The organism is Streptomyces sp. NPDC048671 (genome assembly GCF_055587045.1).
Window position 1 is genome coordinate 712,767 of record NZ_JBVJHB010000001.1, and the last position, 17,304, is coordinate 730,070.

The 17,304-nt window shown below is 73.2% G+C and carries 16 protein-coding genes and 1 riboswitch; of the genes, 13 read left to right on the forward strand and 3 right to left on the reverse strand.

From position 1 onward, the window contains the following. Positions 1–19 precede the first annotated feature (19 nt). From ACZ6S6_RS03275 to ACZ6S6_RS03305, 7 genes are all read left to right on the forward strand, one after another. Positions 20–631 carry a TetR family transcriptional regulator gene (locus tag ACZ6S6_RS03275; protein ID WP_362958820.1) on the forward strand — a complete coding sequence of 204 codons (612 nt, stop codon included), beginning with the start codon at positions 20–22 and terminating at the stop codon, positions 629–631. 153 nt (positions 632–784) lie between these two features. Beyond that, positions 785–2,083 (forward strand): substrate-binding domain-containing protein, encoded by a 1,299-nt coding sequence (locus ACZ6S6_RS03280; RefSeq protein WP_469703520.1) that lies wholly within the window; start codon positions 785–787, stop codon positions 2,081–2,083. Between the two features lie 3 nt (positions 2,084–2,086). After that, positions 2,087–2,878, forward strand: a complete 792-nt coding sequence (locus tag ACZ6S6_RS03285; protein ID WP_362958815.1) for an ABC transporter ATP-binding protein — start codon at positions 2,087–2,089, stop codon at positions 2,876–2,878. Beyond that, positions 2,875–3,621 (forward strand): ABC transporter ATP-binding protein, encoded by a 747-nt coding sequence (locus ACZ6S6_RS03290; protein ID WP_362958812.1) that lies wholly within the window; start codon positions 2,875–2,877, stop codon positions 3,619–3,621. Before ACZ6S6_RS03285 ends, ACZ6S6_RS03290 begins: the two co-directional genes overlap by 4 nt. Next, positions 3,621–4,508 (forward strand): branched-chain amino acid ABC transporter permease, encoded by an 888-nt coding sequence (locus ACZ6S6_RS03295; RefSeq protein ID WP_362958809.1) that lies wholly within the window; start codon positions 3,621–3,623, stop codon positions 4,506–4,508. Before ACZ6S6_RS03290 ends, ACZ6S6_RS03295 begins: the two co-directional genes overlap by 1 nt. Beyond that, complete coding sequence (locus tag ACZ6S6_RS03300; RefSeq protein ID WP_362958806.1) at positions 4,505–5,647, forward strand: branched-chain amino acid ABC transporter permease; 1,143 nt, start codon at positions 4,505–4,507, stop codon at positions 5,645–5,647. Before ACZ6S6_RS03295 ends, ACZ6S6_RS03300 begins: the two co-directional genes overlap by 4 nt. Then, entirely contained in the window at positions 5,644–6,534 is an 891-nt protein-coding gene (locus ACZ6S6_RS03305) for an alpha/beta fold hydrolase (RefSeq protein ID WP_469703524.1), read from the forward strand. Before ACZ6S6_RS03300 ends, ACZ6S6_RS03305 begins: the two co-directional genes overlap by 4 nt. Before the next feature lie 53 nt (positions 6,535–6,587). Here the strand turns inward: ACZ6S6_RS03305 and ACZ6S6_RS03310 are convergent, their stop codons facing one another. Continuing rightward, the gene (locus tag ACZ6S6_RS03310) at positions 6,588–8,081 is read right to left on the reverse strand and encodes an extracellular catalytic domain type 1 short-chain-length polyhydroxyalkanoate depolymerase (protein WP_469703526.1); all 1,494 of its coding nucleotides are present in this window, start codon (positions 8,079–8,081) and stop codon (positions 6,588–6,590) included. A 257-nt stretch (positions 8,082–8,338) separates the two neighbouring features. On the opposite strand from ACZ6S6_RS03310, the gene ACZ6S6_RS03315 reads away from it, so the two are divergent. Beyond that, positions 8,339–9,160 (forward strand): 3-hydroxybutyrate dehydrogenase, encoded by an 822-nt coding sequence (locus tag ACZ6S6_RS03315; RefSeq protein WP_469703529.1) that lies wholly within the window; start codon positions 8,339–8,341, stop codon positions 9,158–9,160. 36 nt (positions 9,161–9,196) lie between these two features. Continuing rightward, on the forward strand, positions 9,197–11,176 hold the full coding sequence (locus tag ACZ6S6_RS03320) for a helix-turn-helix domain-containing protein (protein WP_362958794.1): 1,980 nt from the start codon (positions 9,197–9,199) through the stop codon (positions 11,174–11,176). A 22-nt stretch (positions 11,177–11,198) separates the two neighbouring features. Here the strand turns inward: ACZ6S6_RS03320 and ACZ6S6_RS03325 are convergent, their stop codons facing one another. Together ACZ6S6_RS03325 and ACZ6S6_RS03330 are read right to left on the reverse strand one after the other, a co-directional pair. Next, entirely contained in the window at positions 11,199–11,432 is a 234-nt protein-coding gene (locus ACZ6S6_RS03325) for a ferredoxin (RefSeq protein WP_362958791.1), read from the reverse strand. Beyond that, positions 11,432–12,895, reverse strand: coding sequence for an aldehyde dehydrogenase (locus ACZ6S6_RS03330; RefSeq protein WP_469703533.1), 1,464 nt, complete (start codon positions 12,893–12,895; stop codon positions 11,432–11,434). Before ACZ6S6_RS03330 ends, ACZ6S6_RS03325 begins: the two co-directional genes overlap by 1 nt. 453 nt (positions 12,896–13,348) lie before the next feature. On the opposite strand from ACZ6S6_RS03330, the gene ACZ6S6_RS03335 reads away from it, so the two are divergent. The 4 genes from ACZ6S6_RS03335 (at position 13,349) to ACZ6S6_RS03350 (ending at position 17,298) form a co-directional block, all read left to right on the forward strand. Continuing rightward, positions 13,349–13,669: a hypothetical protein gene (locus tag ACZ6S6_RS03335; protein ID WP_362958787.1), complete on the forward strand. Its 321-nt coding sequence runs from the start codon at positions 13,349–13,351 to the stop codon at positions 13,667–13,669. 207 nt (positions 13,670–13,876) lie between these two features. Beyond that, entirely contained in the window at positions 13,877–14,917 is a 1,041-nt protein-coding gene (locus ACZ6S6_RS03340) for an MBL fold metallo-hydrolase (RefSeq protein WP_469703536.1), read from the forward strand. 194 nt (positions 14,918–15,111) lie between these two features. Next, positions 15,112–15,262, forward strand: a riboswitch (cobalamin riboswitch). Positions 15,263–15,352: 90 nt separating this feature from the next. Continuing rightward, on the forward strand, positions 15,353–16,615 hold the full coding sequence (locus ACZ6S6_RS03345; RefSeq protein WP_362958781.1) for a prenyltransferase/squalene oxidase repeat-containing protein: 1,263 nt from the start codon (positions 15,353–15,355) through the stop codon (positions 16,613–16,615). Beyond that, the gene (locus tag ACZ6S6_RS03350) at positions 16,612–17,298 is read left to right on the forward strand and encodes an SCO2322 family protein (protein WP_469703538.1); all 687 of its coding nucleotides are present in this window, start codon (positions 16,612–16,614) and stop codon (positions 17,296–17,298) included. Before ACZ6S6_RS03345 ends, ACZ6S6_RS03350 begins: the two co-directional genes overlap by 4 nt. The last annotated feature ends 6 nt before the right edge of the window (positions 17,299–17,304 follow it).

The window sequence follows — 17,304 nt, forward strand, 5'->3', positions numbered from 1 at the left end:
AGCCACGGGGATGGGACACATGACAGCGGAAGCCAGACCGGCATCGCCGCCCCTGACGGAACGCCAGGAGGCCCGCCGCCGCCGCATCCTGCACGCCAGCGCGCAGCTCGCCAGCAGAGGCGGTTTCGAGGCCGTCCAGATGCGTGAGGTGGCGGAGGCCGCCGGGGTCGCCCTGGGCACCCTTTACCGCTACTTCCCCTCCAAGGTCCATCTGCTGGTGGCCACCATGCAGGACCAGCTCCAGCACATGCACGGCACGCTGCGCAAACGCCCGCCGGCCGGGGCCGACGCGGCTGACCGGGTCGCCGACACCCTGATGAGGGCGTTCCGGGCGCTCCAGCGCGAACCGCATCTGGCGGACGCGATGGTGCGCGCGCTGACCTTCGCGGACCGCAGCGTGAGCCCCGAGGTGGACACCGTCTCGCGCCTCACGACGGCGATCATCCTGGACTCCATGGGGCTTGAGCACCCGACGCCTGAGCAGCTCTCGGCCGTCCGGGTGATCGAGCACACCTGGCACTCCGCGCTCATCACCTGGCTGTCGGGCCGGGCGTCGATCGCCCAGGTGAAGATAGACATCGAGACGGTGTGCCGGCTGATCGACCTGACGGCCGAGGGCCCGGTCCGCTGACTCCCGCGGGGCCCCGCCCCGGTCGGGGTCCTGCCCATGTACGGCACCCACATGGGTCCCCCGTCAGGTGGGGTGCCCTGCACCATATCGACGACGGCACGGTGTTCATACGGTTCGGCGACATCACAGGAACACGCCGAGGAGCCGGTCACCATGCGTCGCAGAGCCAGCAGAGCCAGCGCGGACAGCAGGACGAGCAGCACCAGCAGAGCAGGCGGGGCCACCCGCACCGCCCGGCCCACAGCCCTGTCCGCCGTGGCCGTACTGGCCGCCGCCGGTCTGCTGGCGACCGGGTGCAGCGCCGCCGGCAAGGCGGGCAGCGCCGATTCCGGATCCGGGAAGTCCGGCAGCGGCTCGGCCGTGAAGGTCGGCCTGGTCTACTCCAGGACCGGGCTGCTCGCGGACTACGGCAAGCAGTACCGGGACGGCTTCATGGCGGGCCTGGACTACGCCACCCAGGGCACCGGCAAGGTCGCCGGCCACCGCATCGAGGTCACCGAGCAGGACGACGCGGGCGACCCCGGCAAGGCGGTCTCGGCGGCGAAGAACCTGATCGGCAAGGGCTACAAGGTGCTGGCCGGCACCACCGACTCCGGCGTCGCCCTCCAGATGGCGCCGCTCGCCGCCCAGAACAAGGTGCTGTTCATCAACGGCCCGGCCGCCACCGACGCGGTGACCGGGATCAACGGCTACACCTTCCGCTCGGGCCGCCAGTCCTACCAGGACATCCTCACGGCGGGGGCGATGCTCGGCGACGCCAAGGGCAAGAAGGTCACGGTGCTGGCCCAGGACTCCACGTTCGGCCAGGCGAACGTCACCGCGGTGAAGGCGGTGCTCGGTGCGAAGGGCGCGAAGGTGGGCTCCGTGCTGGCGCCGCCCAGCGCGACGGACCTGACGCCGTTCGCCCGGCAGGTGAAGGCGGGCGGGCCGGATCTGGTCTTCGTGGCCTGGGCCGGCTCCACCGCACCGGCGCTGTGGACCGCGCTGGACCAGCAGGGCGTGCTGGGCGCGAGCAAGGTCGTCACCGGGCTCGCCGGGACCGCCTCGTACCCGATCTTCGGGACGGCCGGGGCCAAGGTGTCCTTCCTCGCCCACTACTTCCCCGGCGCGGGCGGCGGCAACGCCGCGGAGAAGGCCATGCTCGACTCGGTGACGAAGGCCGGCGGCACCCCCGACCTGTTCACCCCGGACGGCTTCACCGCGGCCCAGATGATCGTGCACGCCGTGGCCGAGGGCAGCGCCACCGACCCGGCCGCGATGGTGAAGGCCCTGGAGGGCTGGACCTTCGACGGGGTGAAGGGCAGGACACAGGTCAGGGCCGAGGACCACGCCCTGGTGCAGCCGATGTTCGTGGCCCGGCTGACCGGCAAGGGCGCCGCCGCGAAGCCGGAGCTGCTGGACACCGAGCCGATGGACGCCGTGGCGCCGCCCGTGAAGCCCTCGGCGGGCTGAACCATGACCGCACCGCACACCCTCGGGCGCCGGGACGGCCGGGCGGAGTCCGCGGCCCCGGTGCTCCGGCTGGACGGACTCGGCTGGAGCGTCGGTGGCGCGACCATCCTCCAGGACATCACGCTCGGCGTCCGCGAGGGCGAGTTCCTCGCCTTCATCGGCCCCAACGGGGCCGGAAAGACATCCCTGTTCAACCTCATCAGCGGCACGGCCATGCCGACCGCCGGCACGGTCACGCTGGACGGCGCCGACATCACCGGCCGGCCCGCGCACGTGCGGGCCCGGCGCGGGATCGGCCGGACGTTCCAGACGTCCAGCCTCTGGCCCGCCATGACCGTGGCCGACCACGTCCGGCTCGCGGCGCAGGCCGCCCGGGGCGGCTCGTACCGGCTCTGGCGGCGCGCCGACCCGTACACCGCCGAGGTGGCCGGCGTACTGGAGCGCACCGGCCTCGGCCACCGGGCCGGGGCGACGGCGTCCGAGCTGTCGCACGGCGAGAAGCGGAAGCTGGAGCTGGCCGTGCTGCTGGTGGGCGAGCCCCGGCTGATGCTGCTCGACGAGCCGATGGCCGGAGTGAGCGCGGAGGAGGTCCCGGCGCTGACCGAGCTGATCCGCACCCTGCACCGGGACGAGGGGCGCACCGTCCTCATGGTCGAACACCACATGGACGTACTCCTGGGCCTGGCCGACCGGCTCGCGGTGATGCACCACGGCCGGCTGCTGGCCCTGGACACCCCCGAGGCCGTCACCGCCGATCCGACCGTGCAACAGGCCTACCTCGGGGAGGGGTTGTGAGCGAGCGGGCCCTGCTCGCCGTACGGGACCTGCGGGTCCTGATCGGCGGCCGGCACATCCTGCACGGCGTCGACCTGGACGTCGCCGCCCACGGCGTGACCGCGCTGCTGGGCCGCAACGGCGCCGGGAAGACCACGACCGTGCGGGGCATCCTGGGCCTCGTCCCGCGCAGCGGCAGTGTGCTGCTGGACGGCGAGGAGACCGTGTCCCTGCCCACCCACGCCGTGGTCCGGCGGGGTGTGGGTTACGCCCCCGAGGACCGGGGCGTCTTCGCCGGGCTGACCGTGGCGGAGAACCTGCGCCTGGCCGAACGGCACGGCGCGGGCGGCCCCGACTACCCCCTGGTGCATGAACTCTTCCCCGAACTCAAGCAGCGGGCACGGCAGTTGGCCGGAACGCTCTCCGGCGGCCAGCAGCAGATGGTCGCCATCGGCCGCACCCTGCTCAACGCCAACCGGCTGATCATCGCGGACGAGCCCACCAAGGGCCTGGCGCCGAAGGTGGTCACCGAGGTGGCGCAGGTCCTTGAGCGGGCCGCCGAGGCGGTGCCGGTGCTGCTCGTGGAGCAGAACCTCGCCGTCGTACGCCGGCTCGCCGAGCACTGCGTGGTGCTGGCCGACGGCCGGACCGCCCACCGCGGCCCGGCCGCCGAACTGCTCGGCGACGCGGAGGCGGCCCGCCGGCTGCTCGGTGTGGGGCACGGGCCGGCCACCGAAGCACCTTCCGTGGAGGCGGATTCCTGATGTCCACCATCGTGCTGCTCACCATGACCGGACTCGGTCTGGGAGCTCTCTACTTCCTCGTCGCGTCCGGACTCTCGCTGATCTTCGGCCTGATGGACGTCCTCAACTTCGCGCACGGGGCACTGCTGTCCATCGGCGCGTACGGCACCTGGTGGGCGGCCTCCGGCCATCTGCCGGGCGCGGGACCCGGCGGGGCCGGCTTCGTCCTCGCGGTGCTGTTCGGCACGGCGGTGGGCGCCGCCGCCGCCGTGCTCCTGGAACTCGCCGTCGTCCGCCCGCTCTACACCCGGCCGCGCGAGCAGGTGCTCGCCACGGTCGGGGTGGGCCTCGCGGTCCCCGCGCTGCTGTCGGGGATCTGGGGATCGGACGCCCGGACCTTCCCCGGCCCGGAGGCGCTGTCCGGCACCTTCGGGCTGCTGGGCGCGCAGGTCCCGGTCAACCGCCTCGTCCTGGTGGCGGCGGCGGTCGTGGTCCTGGTGGCGCTGCGGCTCTTCCTCGGCCGGACCCGGCACGGCCTCGTCGTACGGGCGGGGGTCGAGGACCGGGCGATGGTCACCGCGCTCGGCATCGACGTCCGCAGGGCGTTCACCCTCGTCTTCGCGATCGGCGGGTGCGCCGCCGCACTCGGCGGGGCGCTCGGCGGGCTGTACTTCGGCTCGGTCGACCCCCGTCAGGGCACCTCGCTGCTGATCTTCGCGTTCGTCGTCGTGGTCACCGGCGGCATGGGCTCGGTGACCGGCGCCGCCGTGGCGTCCGTGGTCATCGGCCTGGTCCAGCAGTTCGCCAACTACTACACCGCGGCGGGCCTCGGCGATCTGGCGGTCGTCGTCCTGCTCGCCGCGCTGCTGCTGATCCGCCCGCGCGGACTGACGGGGAGGCTCGCGTGAGCACCGCCACCGAGACACACGACCGCACCGACGGCGGCCCCCGGACCGCACCGGCGCCTCCCGGCCGGTCCCGGCGGCTGCTGCGCTGGTGGCCCGGCGCCGTCCTGCTGGTCCTGGCCGTGGCGCCCTACAGCGCGCTGCCCGTGCCGGGCCTCCTCGACGGTCCGCTGGGCAGTGCGGGCAGCCTGCAACTCATCGCGACCTGCCTGCTGTTCGGCGCCCTGGCCACCGGTTACGACCTGCTGCTCGGCCGCACGGGGCTGCTCTCCTTCGGGCATGCCCTGTACTTCGCGGCGGGCAGCTACGCCACCAATGTGTTCCTGCTGGAGGCGGGGCTCCCCTTCGCGGCCGCCGCCCTCCTCGGGCTCTGTTTCGGGATCGCGCTGGCCCTGGTCCTGGGATCGGTGAGCCTGCGCGTCACCGGCATCGGCTTCTCCATGGTGACGCTGGCGTTCGCCCAGGCGGGCTCGATCCTGGTCTCCCGCAACCCCGGTGGCGTCACCGGCGGCGAGGAGGGCCGGGCGGCACCGGCGGATCTGCTGCCGTCCTGGCTCGTCGGCATCGACAACACCGCGAACCTCTACTGGATCGCGCTGGCCTACCTCGTCCTCACCCTGGGCGTCGTCCACTGGGCGGTCCGCTCCCCCACGGGACGCGTCTGGGAGGGCATCAAGGAGAACGAGCGCCGGGTGGAGGTGCTGGGGCTGAGACCGTACGGATTCAAGCTGACGGCCTTCGTCCTCGCGGGCGCGCTCGCCGCTCTCGGCGGCATCGTGCACCTGCTGCTGACCGGTGGTTCCACCCCCCAGACGACCACGTCCGACTTCACGCTGTCGCTGCTGGTGATGGTGGTGCTGGGCGGCTCGGGGACCCGCTGGGGCCCGATGGTCGGCGGCATCCTCTACACCTGGGCCGATCACCGGCTCGGCGACCTGGCCGGCTCGGGCGCGGTCGCCGGCCTCCCGGCGGTGCTCCGCGTCCCGCTCTCCCAGCCGCTGTTCCTGCTGGGCGTGCTGTTCGTGGCCGTGGTACATCTGCTGCCGGGCGGCCTGGCCCGGCTGCCGTCCAGACTGGCCGCGTCGCGCCGAGGCGGGCCCGCCGAAGAGATCCCGCCCCGAAAGGAGAACGGAAACCCGTGATTCCGTACGAAGAGATCAAGGTTCCTGTCGCCGGCGGCGAGCTGGCGGCCGTGCGCTGGCCGGCCGCCGGTCCGGACGCGCCGGTGGTGGTGGCGCTGCACGGCATCACGGCCAACGCGCTCTCCTGGGGCCCGGTGGCCCGGCTGCTGGCCGGCCGCGTCACCCTCATCGCCCCGGATCTGCGCGGCAGGGCGGGGAGTTCGGGGCTTCCCGGCCCGTACGGCATCGCCGCCCACGCGGACGACATCGCGGCCCTGGCCGATTCGCTGGGCCCGGACCGGGTGGTGCTGGCGGGCCACTCGATGGGGGCGTTCGTGGCGGCGTTCGCCGCGGTGCGCCACCCGGAGCGCTTCGGGCCGCTGCTGCTCGTCGACGGCGGCATCGGCTTCCCGGCGCCCGTGCACCTGTCGCCGGACGAGCTGATGACGGCGGTGATCGGCCCGGCGATGGACCGGCTGTCGATGACGTTCGCGGACCGGGCCGCCTACCGCGCCTTCTGGCAGGCGCACCCGGCGTTCGCGGGCGCCTGGTCGGACGAGGTGGACGCGTACATCCAGCGCGACCTGACGGGCACTGAACCGGCCATGCGCTCGACGTGCCGGATCGAGGCGGTCCGCACGGACGGCATCGGCCTCTTCGACGAGGAAGTGCTCTCGGCGGTACGGAAGCTGCCCGTCGAGGCGACGCTGCTGTGGGCGGCGCGCGGTCTGATGGACGAGGAGCAGGGCCTGTACGACGAGAAGCGCCTCGCGGCGGCGGACCTGGCCGGGACCCGGCTGACGCCGGTGGCGGTGCGGGACGTGAACCACTACACGGTGCTCACGGGTGACCGGGGCGGGCGGGAGATCGCCGACCGCCTGGTGGCGTACGCGCGGCAGGGCGGCTGACGCCCGGCGGACGGGGCCCGGCGGTTTCGCCGGGCCCCGTCCGCCGTTCCGGATCAGCCGGTGCAGCCGCTGTCCGCGATCACGAAGTACCCCGCCGGTGACTCCTTGAGGGTGTGCGTGACGAACACGTTGTACAGGCCCATGTTCGCCTCAGAGCCGTTGGCGTAGACGTACCCGCCCGTGGTGTGGGCCCTGCCCGCGACCACGTGCGCGTAGTTGGTGGCGGTGAAGCACTGGGCGGTCGCGCCGCCCGTCGTGACCGCTGTCACCTGGGCGGACGTGGTGCCGGCCGTCCCCGATCCGTCGACCGCCGCCACGGTGTAGCGGTAGGTGGTACCGGCGCTCAGGCCGGTGTCCGTGTACGTAGTGCCGGCCGGGGACGCGATCTTCGTACCGTTACGGAACACCGCGTACGAGGCGGCGCCCCCGACCGCGCTCCAGGACAGGGCCGCGGTGGTGTCGGTGACGCCGGTGACCGTCACGCCCGCCGGGGCCGGCAGCTGGTCGTCGCCGCCGCCACCGCCCGGGGTACCGCCGCCGTCGAGGCCCCAGAAGACGCCCGTGTAGTACGTCGAGCAGATGGTGTTCAGGAAGTACGCGGCCGCCGTCCCGCACTGCTCGGCGCCCGAACCCGGGCCCACCGGGAGGCCGTGACCCATGCCGGAGACGGTGTACGTCTCCACGGCCGGCTGTCCGGCGGAGTCGTTGTAGACGGCGCGTGTGGTGTTGCCGGGGAGGGTGTCGGTGGACGACGGGGTCTGGCCGATGCCCCAGACGTCCGTCCACTGGTCGCGCAGGGCCGTGGCGTTGGCCGGGTACACGGTGTAGTCGGCGGAGCCCTGCCAGATCGCCACCCGGGGCCACGGGCCGCTGTATCCGGGATAGGCGCCGCGGACCTTGTCGCCCCACTGCGCGGGGGTCAGCTTCTGCGGGCCCGTCTGGCAGCCCGAGGCGGCCGCCTGGCTCGTCGCGCACTGCGCGGGCAGCCCCGAGGCCACCGAGCCGCCCGCGAACACGTCCGGGTAGGCGGCCAGCAGGTCCGCGGTCATGCCGCCGCCCGCCGAGAGGCCGGTGACGTACACCCGCTGGCCGTCCGAGCCGCGGCTCTGCTTCGCGTGCTCCACCATCTGCACGATCGACGCGGCCTCGCCCTTGCCCCGGCTGTCCTCGGCCGGGTCGAACCAGCCGAAGCAGGAGAGCGCGTTGTTCGCGGCCGTGGTCTGCGGGAAGACGACGTCGAAGCCCCACTGGTCGGCGAACTTCGGCCAGCCGGAGTTGGTGTAGTACGCGTCGGCGGTCTGGGCGCAGCCGTGCAGGGCGACGACCAGGGGCGCGTTCGCGGGGAGGCCGGCGGGGGTGTATTCGTACATCTGGAGGTTGCCGGGGTTGGAGCCGAAGCCGGTGACCTGCTGGAGGCCCCCGGCGGCAGCGGCGGCCGGCCGGGCGTCGGCGACAGCGGTGGTGGTGCTCGACGTGGCCGCGAGCAGGCCGAGGACGGCCGTGGACGCGACGCGGCGGAACAGGCGTCTCAGGTTCGATGGGCGCACGGGTGCCTCCCTGGTCGGTACGTGCGGGTACTGGCTGCTGCCGGAACCTATGAGCAGCGGCGCCGCGCGCCCATGTGGCAGGCGGACACCCGCGGGTGCGGGGTGTGTGCGGCGGGTCCCTTGTGCGGGCCGCCGGCCGCCCGGCGGGGCCGCCCGGCGCCGCACCGCACCATGTACGCCGCCACCATGCCGGGGCAGGAGGGTGTGTGCACCGGCCCCGTGTGACAGGGGCCGCCGCGTACCTACGGTGACTGGCCATGGAGACTTCCCGCAGACCCGATCACGAGCCCCCCGCCCCCTCCCCGGGCGGCGGACCGACGCAGGTGCCCGCGGCACCGTTCCTGGCCGGGCGGACCGCGCTGGTGACCGGTGCGGCGAGCGGGATCGGGCGGGCCTGCGCACAGGCGCTGGCGGCGGCCGGCGCCCATGTGCACGTCGTGGACAAGGCCGGTGAGGCGGCCAGGAGCCTGGCCGGGGAGATCGGCGGGACGGCCTGGGTGGTGGACCTGTCCGACCCCGGAGTCGTCGACACGCTGCCGGCCCACGCGGACGTGGTGGTCAACAACGCGGGGCTCCAGCACGTCGCCCCCGTCCACACGTTCCCGCCGGAACGCTTCGCGCTGATCCAGCGCGTCATGGTGGAGACCCCGTTCCGCATCTTGCGCCGGACCCTGCCGGGCATGTACGAACGCGGCTGGGGGCGCGTGGTCAACATCTCGTCGGTGCACGGGCTGCGCGCGAGCCCGTACAAGTCGGCCTATGTGACGGCCAAGCACGCACTGGAGGGACTGAGCAAGGTGGTGGCGCTCGAAGCGGCGGAGCACGGGGTGACGAGCAACTGCGTCAGCCCCGGTTACGTACGCACTCCCCTGGTCGAGAACCAGATCGCCGACCAGGCACGTACGCACGGCATCTCCCAGGAGGAGGTGGTGGGGCGGGTGATGCTGGAGCGCAGCGCGATCAAGCGGCTGATCGAGCCGGCGGACGTCGCCGAGGCCGTCCTGTGGCTGTGCGGTCCGCGTACCGGCCACATTACCGGCACCTCGCTCTCCATGGACGGCGGCTGGACCGCCAACTGACCCCCTCACCGCCCCTGTCTACGAACGCTGGCCGCCATGTCTGAACCGTCCCCCTCCGCCGCACCCCATCTGCGGTACCTCTTCGACCTGCTGGCCGACGGCGCCCCCGCCGAGGCGCTGGGCGCGGTCCTGTCGACGGCGCGGGCCGACGGGGTGGCGGAGGGAGAGCTGGCCGAGGTGGAGCGGGCCACCGCCACCGCGCTGCGGATCAGGGGCGCCCTGCGCCAGCACCGGCGCCGCGAGCTCCAGCTCACCGCGCTCTTCGACACGGCGGGCGACCTGGCGGCCTCCCGCGATCTGGACGACGTGCTGAAGGCGATCGTGCGGCGGGCCAGGATGCTGCTGGGGACGGACACGGCCTACCTCACGCTCCCGGACGAGGAGGCGGGCGACACCTATATGCGGGTGACCGACGGGTCGGTGTCGCTGGTCTTCCAGCGGCTGCGCCTCGAACTCGGCGAGGGCCTCGGCGGTCTCGTGGCGCAGACGGCGAGCCCGTACGCGACCCCGGACTACCGCACCGACGAGCGCTTCCGCCACACCCACAACATCAATGCCGGGGTGCTGGACGAGGGCCTGGTCGCCATTCTGGGCGTGCCGCTGCTGCTCGGCTCCAGCCGCGGGGGCACGGGCAAGGTGATCGGCGTCCTGTTCGCGGCCGACCGGGCGCCGCGGGTCTTCAGCCCCGACGAGGTCGCCCTGCTGTGCTCGCTGGCGGCCCACGCCGCGATCGCCATCGACACCGCCCGCGCCCTGGCCGACACCACCTCGGCCCTCGCCGAACTGGCGGGGGCGAACGCCGAGCTGGCCGAGGCCAACGCCTCGGTGCGGGCCCACTCGGCGGCCATGCGGCGGGCCGAGGAGTCGCACGACCGGCTGACGGACCTGGTGCTGCGCGGCCGGGACGTCAAGGACGTGGCGGCGGCCGTCGCCGGACTGCTCGACTCCCCGCTGACCATCCACGATCCGGGCGGGCGCCCGCTGGCGGCGGTCCGCCCGGACGGTACGGGCTTCGCCGCCGACAGCATGGACGCCGGGTGGCTGGCGGAGGCGGCCGAGGAGTCCCGTACGGGGGCCCGCGCCGTGCACCGCGACGGGCGGGTGGTCTGCGCGGTGCTCGCCGGGCAGGAGCTGCTCGCCGGTCTGGTGCTGCACCGGAGCCGGCGGCTGGACGACTCCGACCGCCGGCTGTTCGAGCGGTCGGCGGTGGTCACCGGACTCCTTCTGCTGCTGCGGCGCACGGTGGCCGAGACGGAGAACCGCATCCGCGGCGAACTGATCGCCGACCTGCTGACGGACACCGGCCGCGACCCGGCGGGCCTCGCCGAGCGGGGCCGCCGGCTGGGCATCGACCTGGACCGCCCGCATCTGCTGCTGGTCGCGGAGACCGGTGCGCGGGAGCGGCTGGCCCCGGCCGCGATGCGCTATCTGTTCGGCGGGGACACCCATGGCGTGAGCGCCGAACACGCGGGTGGGGTGGTGCTGTTGATTGAGGCGGACGGCTCCGGCCCGGCGGCCGGGGCCGTGGCCCGCTCGGCGGCGGCCCAGCTCGGCCAGCTGGCGCAGACGCCGGTCACCGTCGCCGCCACGGGCCCCGCCCGTGGCCCTCGGGAGCTGGCCGCCGCGTACGCGGAGGCGGCGCGCTGCCTGCGGGCGATGCGGGTGCTGGGGCGTACGGGCGAGGGCGCGTGCGTGGACGAACTGGGCTTCCTGGGCGTGGTGCTGGGCAACGGGCAGGACGTCGACGGCTTCGTGTCGGCGACGCTGGGGCCGCTGCTGGAGTACGACGCCCAGCGCGGCACCCACCTGGTGCGGACGCTGGGCGCGTACTTCGGCGCGGGCGGCAGCCTGATCCGGGCCAAGGACGAGCTGCACGTGCACGTCAACACGGTGGTGCAGCGGCTGGACCGGATCCAGGTGCTGCTGGGCCGGGACTGGAACGAGCCGGACCGTGCCCTGGAACTGCAACTGGCGCTGCGCCTGCACCTGTTGTCGGGCACACCGGACGGCCGCTGACACACCCGCGGCCCCGCAGCCCTCATTCCTCCGGGGGGAACACCACCTCTCCCGAGTCGGCCAGGGCGACCGTGATCGCCTCGACCGGGCATCCCTCGGCCGCGGCGAGGACCCGCTCGTTGGCGTCGGTCTCCGGGTCGACGGGGTGGGACTGCCGGGCGGAGTCCAGCCGGAAGCCGTCCGGTGCGTGGTTCACGCACATCCCCGACCCGATGCACACCCCCCGGTCGACCTCGACGCTCCACCGGTCGCCCATCAGGACGCTCCCCCGTACCCGGCGGGCAGGTGGATCATCTTGTGCTCGAAGTACTCCCCGTACCCCTCGGGCCCGAACTCCCGTCCCAGACCGGAGTTCTTGTAGCCGCCGAACGGCCCGAGCATGTCGAGACTGAAGGTGTTCACGCTGTAGGTGCCGGTCCTGACCCGGCGGGCGATGTCGATGCCGCGCTCGGTGTCGGCGGTCCAGACGCTGCCGCTGAGCCCGTACTCGGAGTCGTTGGCGATCCGTACGGCCTCGTCCTCGTCGCCGTACGGCAGCAGGCAGATGACCGGGCCGAAGATCTCCTCGCGGGCGACGCGCATGGAGTTGTCGACGTCACCGAAGAGCGTCGGCTCGACGTACCACCCGCGCTCCTGCGAGGCCGGACGGCCGCCACCGGTGAGGATCTTGGCCCCCTCCTCCTGCCCGATCCTGATGTAGTCGAGGGAGCGCTGCTGCTGGCGCCGCGCGACGAGCGGTCCGAGTTCGGTGGCCGGGTCGAGCGGGTCGCCGACCTTCAGCGCACCGGCGGCGGCGGCGAACGCCTCGGCGATCTCCTCGTAGCGGGAACGCGGCACGAGGATCCGGGTCTGGGCCACGCAGGCCTGCCCGTTGATCATCCAGGCGAAGGGCACGATGCCCGCGACGGCGGCGTCCAGATCGGCGTCGGGGAGGATCACGGCGGCGGACTTCCCGCCCAGCTCCAGGGTGACGCGGGTGAGGTTGCGCGAGGCGACCTCCATGACGCGCCGTCCGGCGGCGACGGAGCCGGTGAACGAGACCTTGTCGACGCCGGGGTGCCCGACCAGGTACTCGCTCACCTCGCGGTCGGCCGGCAGGATCGACAGCACGCCCTCGGGCAGCCCGGCGTCGGCGACGATCTCGGCCAGGATGTAGGCGTCGAGCGGCGATTCGGGCGCCACCTTCAAGATGGCCGAGCACCCGGCGAGCAGCGCGGGCGCGAGTTTGGCGGCGGCGGTGAACTGCGGCACGTTCCACGGCACGACGGCCGCGACGACCCCGACGGGCTCCCGCCGTACGAGCAGCGGCCCCAGTGCCCCGTCCCTGCGCTCCTCGTACGGGAAGGTGCGGGCGACGGTGATCGCCGCGTCCCACACCATCATCGCGGCGAGGGCCTGCACCATGACGCTGGAGCTGTACGGGGTGCCGTTCTCCGAGCTGATGACCCGGGCGATCTCCTCGTACCGGACGGCGAACGCGTCCTTGATCCGGGTGACGACGGCGATCCGCTCGTCCAACGTCATCCGGGGCCAGGGCCCCTCGTCGAACGCCCGCCGGGCTGCGGCGACGGCCCGGTCCACATCCCCCTCGGCGGCATGCGGCACCCGGCCGATGACCTGCTCGGTGTGCGGGGAGATGACCTCGATGACCTCCCGCCCGAGCGGATCGACCAACTCCCCGCCGATGAACAGTTTTCCGTGTTCGACAAGCTCGCTCATGGCTGCTGCCTCCCGCGACGCGGCACGTGACCCGACTCGATGACTGGTTCCGAGCCCTGCGTTCCGGGGCTCTGTTCCCGGCCCGCATCTGACTCCATGTCAGAACTGATACCAGTTCCAGTTCCAGTAGTCCACGGATGGGCCACGCCCACCGGGGCCGCGCACCGGCCGCCTCGCCGCCGTCCCGCGCCGAACTCCCCCGACGGGCCGATAATTGGTCTGTACCAAATCTGGCCACGCTCTTGCCAGAAACCGCGCACCTGGGCAGGATTTGACAGGCGATCAAGCAGGTAATCACCCGCTTTCGCATCTATTGTCGACGCCTTGATGTCTGCTGGCGCCCGTGGCACCCCACGGGACCCGCCCATCGAAGCCGGACCATCGCGCTCGACGCTCCACCCGCACATGTCCCTCTTCCCACTCACGCATCGTCATCGGATGAAGGAGTCCCCCATGTTCGCGAAGCCCCTGCCCAAGAAGCGCGTCGCCGCCGTGGCTGTAGCAGCCGCCGCTGCGGGCATCATGCTGGCCGCGGCGCCCGCCGCCCAGGCAGCACCCGGCAACTGCACGATCTCGTCCGGGAGCAGCCTCTCCAGCCTCTGCACCAGCGGTACCGGTCAGCACCGGATTCACGCGGTGCTCAACCCACTGGACCCCAGACTTCCGCAGCGCATCATCCTCGGTAACTGGGCCCCGGTCGGGCAGACTTCGGTCGCCTCCAACCCGTGGGGCGCGTCGTACGTCGTGAACGCCTGGACGGACCTCGCCGACTAGGAATCGTCCGGCCGGTCATGTTGCTGGTCAGGATGAGACCAGCAACATGACCGGGAGACCCCGGGGGCCCCTCGCCGTCCGGCGGCACTCCGCTCCGATCAGACAGGTGCCCGGGGCTACCACTGGAACAAGTTCTCGTTACAGTGGACGCGGCGCGTCGTGGCCGTACCCCGCACGCCGCCGAGACCGCGGAGAGATGGGGAGTCCATGACGCAGGTGATGAACCACGGTGGAGGCGTCCACAGCATCAAAGTCCCCATCCCGGACAACCCGTTGGGCCACACCCTGGTCCATGTCCTGGACACCGGCCGGGGGCCGGTCCTGATCGACACGGGCTGGGACGACCCGGAGGCCTGGGACACCCTGACCGCCGGGCTCACGACGGTCGGCGTGGACATCGCCGATATCCACGGCGTGGTCATCACCCACCACCACCCCGACCACCACGGCCTGTCCGGCCAGGTGCGCGACGCCTCCGGGGCCTGGATCGCGATGCACGCCGCCGACACGGCGATCGTCCGCCGCACCCGGGAGTCCGAACCGGGCACCTGGCTGTCGTACCTCGCGACGAAGCTGGCCACGGTCGGCGCCCCCGAGGACCACATCGCCCCGCTCCTGGCCGCCCGCGAGAAGGGCGGCCGGATGCGCACCCTGCCCGGTCTGCGGGCCGCGCTCCCGGACCGCGAGATCGTGCCCGGCGAACTCCTCGACCTGGCGGGCCGCAAGCTGCGCGCGATCTGGACCCCGGGCCACACTCCGGGCCATGTCTGCCTCCACCTGGAGGAGGACCACCCGGCCAACCTGCCCGGCCGCGGCCGCCTCTTCTCCGGCGATCACCTGCTTCCCGGCATCAGCCCGCACGTCGGCCTCTACGAGGACCCGGACAGCGCGACCGAGACCGACCCGCTCGGGGACTACCTCGCCTCCCTGGAGCGGATCGGCCGCCTGGGCGTCGCGGAGGTACTGCCCGCCCACCAGTACGCGTTCCCGGACGCGGCGGGCCGCGTACGGGAACTCCTCGACCACCACGAGGAGCGCCTCACCGGCCTCCTCGGCCTCCTCGCCGAACCGCTCACGCCGTGGCAGCTGGCCGAGCGGATGGAGTGGAACCGCCCCTGGGAGCAGATCCCTTACGGGTCACGGAACATCGCCGTTTCGGAGGCCGAGGCGCATCTGCGCCGGCTGGTGAAACTGGGGCGCGCGGAGGCGGTCACGGGAAGCGAGCCGGTGACGTTCGTGGCTGTGTGACGACGGCGCGCTGTTCCTCGCGGTGTGACGGGCGCGCCGGTCGCGCCGGCCACCGGAGGGTCAGCGTGCCGGTGCGGGACCGGGCGCGGGTCTGCGCCGGACAGGCCCGGCATGTCGCCGCCGCGATCCACCGGCCCACGATCGAGAGGGCGGCCACTGCGCGACGGGGACGGTCACGGGGCTCTCGTTGTACCTGCCCGGTAGAGTGTGCGAGTCGTCATCATGCCCGTTCAGGGGGAAGCCGGTGCGAATCCGGCGCTGACCCGCAACCGTGTATGCCGCCCTTTCGGCGGCCAGCCGGAATGCCCTGTCCGTGTCGTGACCGGCTCGCGCCATCGGGACCCCGGTGGCCGGCACCGTCGAGGTATACGGAGCCGGAGCCTGGTGCCTGTGTGTGCCTGTGCCCGGTTTCCCGCAGGAGAGGCCCCGCCCGCCATGACCGTACGCCGCAGCGCAGCCGCGCTCGCCGCCACCGCCACCGTGCTCTGTGCGGCCGCGGCCCCCGCCGCGGTCGCCGCACCGTCCCCCTCCCCCTCGCCGTCCGCGGCGCTGCCCTCGGGGCTGTACGGCACGACGGACCCCACGTACGACGGGGTGTGGCGGCAGTCGCTGGCCTTCGTCTCGCAGCGGGCCGTGGGCGTCACGCCCGCCAAGAAGGCGGTGGACTGGCTGGTCGGCCAGCAGTGCGACAGCGGCGCGTTCCCCGCGTACCGCCCCGACTCCTCCGTGCCGTGCGACGCCAAGACCATGATCGACACCAATGCGACGGCGGCCGCCGTACAGGCGCTGCACGAGGTCGGCAAGCACAAGGACCTCGTCGCCAACGGCGTCCACTGGCTGAAGTCCGTGCAGAACGAGGACGGCGGCTGGGGGTACACCGCAGGCCAGGCCAGTGACGCGAACTCCACCTCGATCGTGATCGGCGCCCTCGCCCGCGCCGGGCAGAAGCTCGGCGATGTGACGACGCACGGCGGCAGGACCCCGTACGCCGCCCTGCTCACCTTCGCCATCCCGTGCGGCGGCAAGGACGGCGGCGCCTTCGCCTACCAGCCCGACAAGGCCGGCAAGCTCGTCGCCAACGGGGACGCCACCGCGGCGGGCGTGCTCGGCTCGCTCGGCAAGGGGCTCCTCGTCGCCGACAACGCCGCGGTCAAGGACCCCGGCTGCCACAAGGGCACCGCGCTCACGCCGGAGCAGGCCGCCCAGAACGGCGCCTACTACCTCGCCGGGGCCCTCGCGAAGACCGGTCACCTCGACCAGCCGCCGATGCCGGGCGCCGAGGACAGCGCCCCGCAGCCCGACTTCGGCAACACCGCCGACGCGGTCGTCGCGCTGTCCGCCGCCGGGCACAAGGACAAGGCCGCCGCGTCCGTCGAGTGGCTGGCGAAGAACTCCGCGGGCTGGGCCGAGCAGAGCGGCCCCGCCGCCTACGCCCAGCTCGTCATGGCCGCCCACGCGACCGGCGCCGACGTGCACGACTTCGGCGGCGCCGACCTCGTCGCCCAGCTGAACGCGACCGGGCCCGCACCCGCCGCCGTGAAGAAGCCGAAGGCGAGCGCCACCAAGGACGAGGAGAAGAAGGACAGCGGCGACGGGGACGGCATCGGCGGTCTCTGGTGGTTCGTCGGAATCGGGCTCGCCGTCGGCGCGGGAGCCGGATTCCTGATCAGCGGCCGCCGGAAGAACCAGCAGCTGTGAGGCGCGCCGGAAGGGCCACCGTGCTGCTGGTCGTCCTGGGCGCCGTCCTGGCCGTGCTCGGCACGGGCCCGGCCCAGGCGGCGGGATACCGCTACTGGTCCTTCTGGGACGGTTCCGGCAGCGGATGGGCGTACGCCACCCAGGGGCCGTCCCTGGTCCGGCCGGACGACGGCGCGGTGCAGGGCTTCCGGTTCTCCGTGAGCGCCGACTCCCAGGACGCGGCGAAGCCGCGCCGCTCCCCCGACTTCTCGGAGATCTGCGCGGACACCCCCGCCCGGAGCGGCACCAAGCGCGTCGCGCTCGTCATCGACCCCGGTACCGCCGCCGACGCGCCGGAGGGTGAGACCCCGCCCCCGCCGCGTACCGCGTGCGCACAGGTCCCGAAGGACGCGAGCAGCGCGGAGGCGCTCGCGTCGGTGGCGAAGCCGCTGCGTTACGGAAGCGACGCGCTGCTCTGCGCGATCTCCGGCTATCCGGTCGCCGGGTGCGGTGAGCAGGTCTCCGGGAACGGGGACAGCAGCCGCCAGGCCACGGCGGACGCGTCCGCTCCCACGTCCGCGTCCGCTGCCGCCGGCAGCGGTGGTTCCGGCGGCGGGCCGTCCGCCGGGGTGCTCTTCGGGGTCGGCGCGGTCCTTCTGCTCGGCATCGCCGCAGTCGCGCAGGCCCGCCGCCGCCGCGGATGAACGGCT